We start from the raw sequence: 12,065 nt of genomic DNA on the forward strand, positions 1-12,065 counted from the left end.
CCTCTTTTTTTGCAGTGATGTTCGTCTATTCGAGAACTTCTGCTCCCTCAGACGATATTGGTTGAATCGTGAAATAGTGGAAGGTAAACTCTTGCAAACCTGCACTGAGCAAGCGTACTTCATAGGCGTATGCTTGATCTGGATAGGTAAACGGCAAGCGACCTTCTGCGGTTACTCGACGGCCAACGACCTCTCCAAAGCGATCTTTGAAGACGATTTCTACCATAACGGTATGAGCCGGAGTCGCTTCCATCGTGATAACCAGTTCATAATCTTGCTCTCTTTTGAGCAGGGGCAGACTAGGAATTTGACGAGTTGCGCCAAAATTTGTCTGCGAATGCCAAGTTTTCAGCACTTGACCAGATGGCATGAGGGGGTTCTGAAACTGAACGCTTCCTTGGTCAGTCGCTTGAATGGTCGACCCCCAAAGATAATCTGCCAGAACGGTATCGCCCCAGTAGATTCGTCTGCTTTCATTTTCTTTTATTTTTATCATTGGTTTCTTCCAAAGTCTCTTTCCATGATTTCTTTGTACTGGGTCACAAACCACTCAATGATCGGACCACTCGCATCATTGTGTCGACCGGCACGACTAGTACTGATAATCCGAACCGGCAATTCATACAAGGCCTCTAAAATATCTGGATAAGCCTGCTGGTCGTAGTCATCATCCCTCATATAGGCAAGGGCTAAAATCGTATCCTTGAAATCCGCTTGATCAAACCGGTCCCAGAAGCGTTGATTGAGCTGACCGATCCCTTCTTGCGATACTTGACCAATGATCAACTGCATCATATCTAGGGATGTTCCAAACTCATCTGGGCGTTTAAATTTCAGGTTGGCAGCGACATCTCCCAGATTGACAATGGGTTTTCCGACCAAGATCGCATGAGGAGAATAAAGAGCCCCATAGTAAAGGGCACCAAAGGTCCCCATAGACAAGCCTGAGAAATTCATATCTTTGGGCTCAAAGCCGAGCAAGTCCAAGTGCTGATCAATAAAGGCAGTGATTTGATTTTCCAATTCTTCTGAGCCCATATAGAAGGATCCACCTTCCAGTCTTGGGTCAGAAAAGAGAATAAAGGGACTCCCCATCGCACGCATCATCCCAAACCCTTCAAAACCTTCGGCCGGACGATACCCAGAAAAGTAAATGTTTAAAGGTGGCTTCATATCGCCAGGATGGAAATAAGCAAAAATTTCTTGGCGTTTGTGGTCCCGTAGCGTCTTAGCTCCTACTGTCATCTCTCCTAAAGGACCATGTGACAAGCGCTTATGTAAGGCTCCGATCGTAAGCGTCCCTTCTCCTTTTGCTTCCAGCGAAAAGGCTAGGTAATAAGGTTCTGCTCCATCCAATTCTAAGGGTTGCTCCATCTCTTCTTCTGAAAAGACTGCATCTTTGACCCACTCTCCCAGAGCACCAAAGCGGTAAAATTGAATCCGCAACTGCAGCTGACAGCTTGGATCTTTTTCATATTCCAACCAAAAACTGATGGGACGACTCGCATCATACACGTAGTTGTAGACCCACTGAGCAATCGGTGTAAACTCTTCACCGTATGATCCATCTAACTTCAGAAAATGTTGACCCAACACCGTTTGCTGACCAGCAAAATCAGGTCTCACTCGCAGGTCACGAACCGTAAAGGCATCTCCATATTGATTGTCGTATAAAAAGCGCTCTAAGACATAGAGAAATTGATGCTTGTTTGAGAAATCCCAGGGTCTTGCTTGCTTGAGTCTTAAGAGGTGGGCCAATTCGTCAGAAGGCGCCTCTAGTTCATGGCTTTGATCATAAAAAACAGTATAAGGCTGAAAATAAGCCAGGTCTTCTCCTAAAGCTAATAAATCTTCTGGCTTTTCTAGAATCAAGGCTTTGAATTTGGAGATTTCCTCTTCTTCCATATATTCTTTGAGCGATGGAAGAGCGGTAGCTTGAAAAAAGTGCCAGCCTAGTCCAGCAGGAAGCTCCACCTGATCCTGCCAACTACTTGAGCCGATTTGGAGAATATGGGGTATTTGTAGTTTTTTATCCATGACGTTCTTTCATCCATCCTTCCCATTTCTCGATCAAGCGTTGACCGGTGTATTCTTGAATTTTTTCGATCGAGTAGACCAAGGCTTCGTTCCAAGGCTTCAATTCCAATAAAAAGTGAGTAATCGCCTTCTCTAATTCCTTGTCTCCCTTTGATAAGACATAACCATTTTTCAAATGATCGACATATTCTGTCTGGACGCGGTTGACCTGAGGAATCCCAGCAGAGATCCCTGCAATCTGCGTGTAGAGGTTGGGTTCCTCGCTTAAATCTACAATCAAGCGGGTTTTTTCCAACTCTTGAATAATGTCATTTTCATTTGAAAAATTCTTAACTATAAAACGGTAGTCTGGTGCGTCTTGTAGGGACTCTTCATCAATAATCTGGTTTTCCCCAAGCCCTTCCATTTGGGCTGGTGATTGAACCAGATGCAAGTCCTGCTCGCTAGCGATCAATTCCTCGAGTTGCCCTTCTAATTCCTTAACACGCTCCGGTGATCCATTGTAAAATGCAAAAACAACTTCAAATAAAGGATGTTGCGCCAACACTTCCAGAACCTTCTTGAGCTGGCTCTTACTTGGAAGCTCGGCTTCGTTGACATAAAAGTAAATCTTTGATTCCTTGCGTTCCTGACTAGATCCCAAACGGAGGCGGGAGTCAAAAGAGGTAATCCGGTGTGTCTTTTGAGCTAAGCTAGGAGAAAAGACCCCAATCGCTTCTTTGGTTTTTTCACTATCTGTGATCAAGAGCTGGGCATCAATCATATCAAAATAGAGGGCAAAGTTTTCGGCAGACAAGGGCTGACGATCCCCATAGAAAGACAAGACTTTCTTGACGCTACTTGCCGTATCTTGTAAAAAGGCCAAATTTGCTGGATGAGCTGCCAAAACCAACTGATCTCGTCCTGGAACCAAGGTTGCTAACTGCTCTTTCATTTTTTCAGCGACAACGTCTCCCATATTGGCATAGCTTTCTTTTTTGAAGGCATGAAAGAAAGCTTCATTGACCATGACGGAATGGTTCTCTTCGATCAACATCTCTCTCAAAACCCATTGTCCATCAAAACTCAGATACTCTTGAAAATAGGGTTTTCCCTCATTGTAGTAGATCCTACTAGAGATAAAGCCACGATCATCTAAGTACTCGATGTAGCTGATCTCATCATTCTTATAACGAGTCAAAGAGAGAATGTTTCCATCTACTCCCATATCAATTTTTGCTATGAGACGACCCTTTCGAAATGCCATTACCAAAAAGGGAGTGTAGGAAAAAGTGGTCTCACTCGGCCATTCGATGTCCCGAAGCTGAACTGGGTGCATCGCCAAACTAGACGGAACCTTTTGGATCCGATCAAAAATCGAAAGCACATCTGTCTCTAACAAATCTTGGCGGTGTAAAAAATAGCGCAGTTGCGGACTATATTGAGGCAACAATAAGATCCGATCCATTTCTGCTTCTTGAAAAATACGAACTTGATTAATGGTATCATCAAATTCAATGGATTCTCGCATCCAGTACCAAGGGGTAGCTGTTTGCTGCCAGATGCGGTCCGTTCCATACCAGGCTGGTACAAAATAATACATGGTTACTCCTAGAATATTCTTGTATAACGTTGATTGACACGAAGGGCACGAATTTCTTCTCGGATATTGTAAATCATCCCGACAAACATGAGGAAGGTTCCTGGAATCATGGTCAAGCGCAAAAGATCTTTATCCCATAACAAGAGGGAAAAAGGAAGCGCCGTAAAGAGGATCAGATACAAGGTCCCAAAAACCGTCAAGCGTAGCACAATTTTATTGATATAGCGACGTGTATCTGCTCCAGGATAGACATGATCGATATACTCGGACGCCTTCATCATCTTATCTGCAATTTCTTCTCCGTTCACATTGACAAAGGCGAAAGCAAAAGAGAGAAGGGCGATCATCAGAATGTAAAGAAGAATCCAAATCGGATCTCCCATCACCAAGTGTTTGGCTAAATGAGCGGCCCACTTGGCATTGGAATCCATAGACAAGATCAAGAGCATGGCATACTGAGGAATGGACACCAAGGTCATGGCGTACATAAAGGGCATCCCTCCTGCTGGGTTGATCTTGATATCCAAAAAAGTATAACTTTTCAAGTTGTTGTGGATCCCTAATTTATTGACAGGAATCTGGTACTTGGAATATTCCACTAAGACTGCCACATAGACAAAAATCAAGATGAAAATCACGCCCAGAACATAAGCGATTTCTGGTATATTATTGACATTTGAAAGGGTCTGCATCACGTCTTCTGGCAGGTACATAACCATCCCAGCCATCATGATGACCACAGAGCTTCCAAGCCCCAAAGCGGCATTTAGATCGGAGAGCCAAACTAAAAAGAAGGCTCCAGCTACCATAATCATGGTATTGACCGCAATGACAAGTCCAGAGTTCAACCCTGTCTTCAAAGGGAGATACATGGCCACTGCCAAAGACTGGACGATGGCGAGCACCAAGGTTACGTACATCTTTCGCCGTTCCACAATCTCCGTGCTGGTTTTTTCGAGGTTAAAGCGTTTTGAAACGGTAAACATCCGCCACAAAATCATGGAAGACATCCATGGGGATAGACCGATCGAAAAGATCGACATCCCGCGGAGGTTTCCCCCCATCACAGCGCTTGAGAGCTGCAAGCCCGTTGTCGTTCCCTCATTGAGTCTCAAGGCCTTTGATAAGTCAACAAAAGGCAGGGAAATTTTACTTCCCAAAACATAAATAAAGACGAAAAATATCGTCCAACAAAATCTCTTTCCTACTTCAGATCGTTTTAACATTTCTTTTAAACTTTCTCTTACTCATTTTGACTCTTCCACTTGGAAAACAGCCTTTAAATATGTGCCTTTAGAGCATTTTATCTCAACTTATTTTACCATAATTTGCTTATTTTCTACACTTATTTGTCACTAATCCTTAATATTGTAAAAAATTATAGCCTTGGTACCGTATTCAATAAAAAATTCTTCAGATTTATGTCTGAAGAATCCTATTTTATTCTATTTATTTTCCTAAAGCCATGACACTATCAACAAATAATTTCTTTGTAAAATAGCCATTGCGAATCAAATAAGAAGTATGTTGAGCCTTTTGAACCATTTGGGCATACTCTTCTTCTGTGCAGTCTTGAACCAAACGATTGGCTTCTTCGAGACTGGAGGCTACAAATCCGATCCCTTTTTCTCGAATATAGTCTGCATTTGACAAATAATCTGGTACCACTACTGGAAGACCAGCAGAAAGATAGGTTGATAGTTTGTAGGAAATATTTTCTTTGTAGTAATCCCGCTCATCCTCAGGATTCTCTGAATTTCCCCAGACAAGTCCAAAACCACCCTTGGAAAGTTCGAGAAGCAACTCTTGCTTGGTCCGCCAGCCTTCGATATGGACCTTAGAATAATCGACTCCTTCAACTGGTTCGGTATAGACATGAAGGGGGGTATCATATTTCCAATCGATGATATGAGGGAAACGCGAAGGATTTCCTGAGAAGATCAACTTTTTCTCAAATTGTGGAGTGTAGAGATCCAAACTGTGGGTCAAATCCCACAACTTTTGGACCACATATTTTTTTACTGTAAGCCCTTCTGATACTAGACGATGGTACATCTGTTCTGATGGGACAACAACAAGGTCGCTTTTATTATACATCTCAATATAAGCAGGCATGAGATAATAATTACTTTCAAACATGAGCGGCGGGACATCATGGATAAACATGACCAGCTTGGTTTGAAGGAGTTTTAACTTATCCACCAAACGATTATCCCACTCAATTCCGTTCCAAGAGGGTGATTGAACGAAGACGATATCTCCAAAAGCTACACCAGCTAAAATACCGTCCATCCGTGAATTCAACTCACCAGCCGGTTCATTAGTTTGATCATAAAAGTAGATCCCAAGTTCATTAACCCCGAGTTCACGAACCACATTCATAATATCATTTTGCGCCATTAAAGCAACACTTTGCGAAGATTGCCCAAATAAATTTGTGAAATGGATTTTCATTTTTTCCCTCAAACTCTTATTATTGATCCTATATTGTAATTGCATATAGACAGATACATTTCTCACAGGTATCCTTCTCTATATCACTTTACTCAAAACTTCCTTGTCCATTATAACATATTTCCCAACTTCTTAGACATTCTAGATCAATAAAAGACCAGTTCATTCCGGTCTTTTAAGGTTTTATTTGCCATCCTTTTTCCGAATTCCTAAAAGGGCTAATCCAGACAGAAGAATGGAAGCTCCTGTAGCAAGAATATTAGATGAAGGATGGGCACCTGTCTCTGGAAGAGCAGGTTCTGAAGAACGCGTCGCACTTAGTGAGCTTGTGTCTGATGGAGATTCTGAGTAAGAGGTGCCAAACGAAGACACGACAGACTCCGAAGAACTTGTCACAGCAGAAAAACTTGACGCATAAGACACACTAATCCATTCAGAAATTTCCTGCGATAAGGATTGACTCTCTGTCGATGATGCGCTTATAGAATCTGAAACACTCGTCAAAGGAAATTCAGATACTGGCATGGACGTTGAAGCCGATTCGCTTGTTGAAAGGAGTGAAGCTGATTGGCTATAGGAGTCAGACTTCGATAGCGAGGCCGACGCTAGAGATCCTGAATGGGATGTCCATTGTGAAGCAGATAGACTCTCAGAAACGGATCGAGAGAACGATCCAGACTCTGAAACCTGCGATGCAGCTACGACATGAGAAGTTGAAGCCGATTCGCTTGTCGAAGCAGAAGCTTGAACTAATGAATCTGATTGACTCGCGGAAACCGAAGCTTGGACCAACGACTCTGAGTAGCTATTAGAGATCGAAGCTTGTATCAACGATTCAGACTGGCTTGCGGAGACTGATGCTTGAACTTGTGACTCAGATTGGCTCGCTGAAGTCGATGCTTGAACCAACGACTTTGATTGACTGGCAGATACAGATTCCTGAACCAACGACTCTGATTGACTTGCAAAGATCGAAGCTTGAACTTGTGATTCTGACTGACTCCATGATGTTGATTGCAAATCAGTCGATACTTGCGATTCCGACTGACTCATTGAATCAGAACGAGAAAAGGACATAGATTCTGTATTTTGAGACTTAGATTCGACATCAGAAGTAGATTGTGATTGACTCACTGAAACCGATTCTTGTACTAACGATTCTGATTGGCTCGCTGAAACTGATGCTTGAACCAAAGACTCTGATTGGCTAGACGATACAGATGTCTGAGCCAAGGAGTCTGATCGACTGGCGGAAACTGATTCTTGTACTAACGACTCTGATTGACTCACTGAAACCAAGGCTTGTACCTGCGAGTCTGATTGGCTCGCTGAAACTGACGCTTGTACCAACGACTCAGACTGACTTGCTGAAACTGATTCTTGTACCAATGACTCAGACTGACTTGCTGAAACTGTGGCTTTTACCAAAGACTCTGATTGGCTAGACGATACAGATTCCTGAACCAAGGAATCAGACTGACTCGCGGAAACTGATTCTTGTATCAAGGAATCGGACTGACTCGCTGAGACTGACTCTTGTACCTGCGAATCAGACTGGCTCGCAGAAACGGATTCTTGAACCAACGACTCTGACTGACTGGCCGATACAGATTCCTGAACCAACGACTCTGATTGGCTAGCAGATACGGATTCCTGAAGCAAGGAATCTGACTGACTCAACGAAACGGATTCTGACAGCTTTTTGCTCATCGAAATAGATTGTGACAAGGAAATCAGTTGAGAAACCACTTCCTCCGATCCAACAGCTGATGTCGACTGCGATTGAGACACAGAAATTGATCTAGATGCTAAATTAGATAAGGATACCGACTGACTCAACGAAACAGATTTAGAGGCTTTTTCAGACTCACTCTTAGATGCTGATGCTGCTTTTGATTGTGAGTCTGATTGACTGGATGATACCGACTCTTGGACCAGCGAATCTGACTGACTTGCTGAGACAGATTCTTTAACCAGCGAATCGGATTGACTGGCCGATACAGACTCCTGAACCAATAATTCCGATTCACTCTCAGAAACTGAGGCTTGGACCAACGACTCTGATTGGCTTGCCGAAACGGACTCTTGAACCAATGAATCTGACTGGCTTGAAGAAACCGACTCTTTGAGCAGCGACTCGGACTGGCTAGCAGAGACTGAGGCCTGAACTAACGAATCCGATTGACTTGCTGAAACAGAGGCCTGAACCAACGAATCAGACTGGCTGGCAGATACGGATTCTTTAATCAAGGAATCTGATTGACTGGCTGAAACCGACTCTTGGACTAGAGACTCCGACTGACTAGTGGAGATCGATTCCTGAACCAACGAGTTGGATTCGCTTGTCGATACAGATTGTGACAAGGAAATCGAGGTTGAAACCTGTGAATCTGATTGACTGGCGAAGCTAGATGCTTGTGACAAGGAAACGGACTCACTGACCGAAACAGATTGAGAAGATGAAATGGATTCTGAAACTAGTGACTCTGAAGTTGAAATCGAGAAGTTTTGAGATTGTGAAGCAGATTCTGACGGTGTCATCTTCCGATAGTAATAATTCACACTCGTTAAGGGATATGAATCTACTATTTTTTTGATCGTTTGTTTGAAGTTGGAAAAACCATCTGCTCCTTGAGGTGTTGCATCTTCTCCAACGACCATGGTCGTATTTTTATCGAGGTAGGCTGATTTTGGAAGTTCCGTGAATGGTTTTGGAACAGTATATTCTATTCCTGTTTTCTCATCAGTGTATGTAACTGTCTCCTTACTAGAGAACCAACCTGTAATATCCAACTCAAAATGTTGGTAATCTATTCGTTTTGGTGTAACATTCAGGAAATAATCCTTGTTTTTACTTTCAACTTTACGAGTTCCACCTAAATCTGAAAGGTTATCCGTACTATCTTGTTTAAATTCTTTTTCATAAACAAGTGTATATACATCGGTTACCTTAGCGTTTCCTACATCACCACTACTAACATCATGGATTTTAGAAGGATCTAAAACATAGTAGCGAAGAGAATAATCACCATTTTGATTAAGGGTGACAACTTCACTTTTAATGAAATGCTCACGCGCATCCCCTAATAGTTCAATTCTTGATTTCCCATTCTTACTATTATCGAACACCCCACTTTTACGATTCGGGAACACGGTATGCGCTGGGACCTGTACATAACCAGGAAATTCGCGTGGATTGGAAGCTGTATAATGCTGGCCTTCCAATCCGTAGATTCTATACTCTAGTAAGGATCTTTCTTTCCCCGTTGGTTCATATTGCCCATTAAACCATCTACCATTCGGGTCCACTTCTCTATAGAAGGTCGATTGTTGTCCCATCATAGATGGAATTTTGATACTAGGATACGTCCTAATCAATTGCCCCTGATTCTCAGGCGTCATGACATCATAAATACTCCGGAATAAGAAAGCCTGTTCCGGAATAAAATTCGTTAGCATTCCAAAGGTCCCATTACCTGTAGAAGGTTCCGAATTAAAAACCTTGTTCCCAAGGGGAGCCTGACCAATTAGTACTTCTTTTGGTAATTGAATATCTTGGCCATATCCTTCTGGAGATACAGTTTGTGAAAAAATTTCAGCCCCATCTGATTTTCGGACAATGCGGAAATAAACATCCATTGCCTTATGCTTTTCCGGATCTATCTCACTGATATCAATCGACATGGTCGCATAGTAACCAAGTGACTCTCCTTGTTTATTCACAAAGTCCCAAATACCAAATGTATAACGATTGGTGTAGGGTTCACCTAAAAAATTTTTCAACTCTTCAGGCGAAAATCTTAAGAGATCTTTATCTAGATGAGGATCCTTAGCATATCCTGGTGTGTCAAGTGTAGGATCTTCTACACTCGCACCATTGGGATCTTCTGGGTTCGGGCTCATATCCAATACATCATCAGCCAAGTATGTTTCCTCAGCTAGAGGAGCCAACTGAGCAGAGATCGCAGGTTTCCCATCTACATTTGTATTTCCCACAAAACCTGCAGCTGTCAAGGTCGTCATCATCTCATCGACAGCTTTCTCCAAACGATCGCGCTGGTCAGCATAAGCTTGAGCACTGGCATTGGTATGGATCAAGTTATTACTTGCAGCCACTTCGGCCTGCACTTTGTTAATGACCGCTTCGACCACTGCTCGGCGCTCAGTGTCCGTCATTTTAGATGCATAGTTTCCTGCAATTTCTTGGAGCAATTCAGCTTCAGAAGTATTTTGTTCCAAAACAACAGCTTCTTCTAAACTAGTCGGCTCTTCAACAACTACCTCTGACTCTAGAGCTTGAGCAGACTCACTAAGTGCCGTTGATAATGCAGTTGATCCAACTTCGCTCAAGGACAAAGACGTAGATTCACTGATCGAAGCAGATGCACTCACAGATGTAGAAAAACTAGTCGATTCTGAAACAGAGATGGATTCTGAAGGCTGGCTTGAAGTTTTTGCTAAGACCACACTATCCACTTCTGCCAAGGTTTCCTCTTTTGTCTCAGAAACCGTTGGTGCAAGTGATGTTGCATCCTCCGCCTTAGTAGTCGTAGCAAGCACAGCACCACCAAAAACAGTCCCTACCGTAATCAAACCTTTTAAGAAGGCTTGGTTATTCTTTTGACTTTCTATTTGATCTTGCTGTACGTTGGCAATGATGGTCTCCTCCACTTGCCCACGCACCACGCGAAAGAGGCCTAGAGCAGCTGTTGATGCCCGAAGCCAATTTTTTCCTGATTTAATTAATTTGAAGCGTACGACACGATCTGTTTCACGAAAGTTTCCTTTTGAACGCTTAAATTGCATGATATTCCCCTTACATTGTTGTCATTATTAATTATACAGGAATACTACGTAGATTCAAGTAATTTGCTATAAAAAACTTATTTATTTTTGTTTTTGTTTTCGAATTTTTTGCAAGAAATTAAAAACACTTCATTCTACTAGTAAAAAAAGTGAATCTCCTATGAGATTCACTCGAAAAAATGATATTTCCTACTAGATCAGTTCCCCTTCTTTTTACGTCGGGTCAGTCCAGCAATTCCAGCTAACCCTGTAACAACCCCAAGAAGAGCTGATGTCACAGATCCTGTTTCGCCAGTATTCGGAAGCGCCACAGATTGGCTGTGTTTTTGTGAACCACTTGCTGATTCTGATGAAGACAATAATTCTGAACCAGAAGTTGATTGTGAACCACTACCAGATATTGATCCTGATTGAGATTGACTCACTGAAACCGACTCGGATGCTGACAATGACTCTGAAGTCGAGACTGACTCAGATGTTGATACGGATTCGGACGTTGAGACTGATTCTGACGTTGAGACTGATTCTGATGTTGACACTGATTCAGATATTGAAACCGATTCAGATGTCGACACGGACTCAGACGTTGAAACCGATTCTGAAGTAGATACTGACTCGGATGTTGAGACTGACTCAGATGTCGAGACTGATTCTGATGTTGACACTGATTCAGATACAGAAACTGATTCTGACGTTGAGACCGATTCGGAGGTTGATAATGATTCAGACATTGACACAGACTCAGAGACTGAAACTGATTCGGAAACAAAAACCGACTCGGATGCTGACAATGACTCTGAAGTAGATACTGACTCAGATGTTGATACGGATTCGGACGTTGAGACCGATTCAGAAATTGAAACCGACTCGGATGTCGACACTGATTCAGACGTTGAAACTGATTCGGATGTCGATGCAGATTCAGACGTTGATACAGACTCGGATCCTGATACTGATACTGATTCTGAGGCTGACAATGACTCGGAAGTCGAGACTAACTCAGACGTAGACACTGATTCAGATGTTGAAACTGACTCGGACGTAGATACCGATTCAGAACTTGAAACTGACTCTGACGTTGAGGCTGACTCGGACATCGACACCGATTCAGAACTTGGAACTGACTCAGACGTTGAAACTGACTCGGACGTAGATACCGATTCAGAACTTGAAACTGACTCTGACG

The 12,065-nt window shown here is 42.7% G+C and carries 7 protein-coding genes; all 7 read right to left on the reverse strand.

Annotation, left to right across the window (positions count from 1 at the left end; translation table 11 throughout):
- Window positions 1-25: 25 nt before the first annotated feature.
- Entirely contained in the window at window positions 26-496 is a 471-nt protein-coding gene (gene asp3, locus LIZ08_RS05445) for an accessory Sec system protein Asp3 (RefSeq protein ID WP_021153996.1), read from the reverse strand.
- Entirely contained in the window at window positions 493-2,037 is a 1,545-nt protein-coding gene (gene asp2, locus LIZ08_RS05450) for an accessory Sec system protein Asp2 (RefSeq protein WP_227038442.1), read from the reverse strand. The genes asp3 and asp2 overlap by 4 nt, the downstream gene beginning before the upstream one ends.
- On the reverse strand, window positions 2,030-3,619 hold the full coding sequence (gene asp1, locus LIZ08_RS05455; protein WP_227038443.1) for an accessory Sec system protein Asp1: 1,590 nt from the start codon (window positions 3,617-3,619) through the stop codon (window positions 2,030-2,032). The genes asp2 and asp1 overlap by 8 nt, the downstream gene beginning before the upstream one ends.
- A gap of 8 nt (window positions 3,620-3,627) precedes the next feature.
- Window positions 3,628-4,845, reverse strand: a complete 1,218-nt coding sequence (secY2, locus tag LIZ08_RS05460; protein WP_042760209.1) for an accessory Sec system protein translocase subunit SecY2 — start codon at window positions 4,843-4,845, stop codon at window positions 3,628-3,630.
- A 223-nt stretch (window positions 4,846-5,068) separates the two neighbouring features.
- Window positions 5,069-6,073 carry a sugar transferase gene (locus tag LIZ08_RS05465; RefSeq protein WP_024056286.1) on the reverse strand — a complete coding sequence of 335 codons (1,005 nt, stop codon included), beginning with the start codon at window positions 6,071-6,073 and terminating at the stop codon, window positions 5,069-5,071.
- A 183-nt stretch (window positions 6,074-6,256) separates the two neighbouring features.
- A complete protein-coding gene (locus tag LIZ08_RS05470) occupies window positions 6,257-10,879 on the reverse strand; it encodes an accessory Sec-dependent serine-rich glycoprotein adhesin (protein WP_227038444.1) in 4,623 nt (1,540 codons plus the stop codon).
- Between the two features lie 197 nt (window positions 10,880-11,076).
- Window positions 11,077-12,065: LPXTG cell wall anchor domain-containing protein (locus LIZ08_RS05475; protein WP_227038445.1), on the reverse strand; the 989-nt coding region annotated here is incomplete at its 5' end.

The sequence above is a fragment of the Streptococcus sp. 210928-DFI.4.42 genome (genome assembly GCF_020554365.1).
Taxonomy (GTDB): domain Bacteria; phylum Bacillota; class Bacilli; order Lactobacillales; family Streptococcaceae; genus Streptococcus; species Streptococcus parasanguinis_S.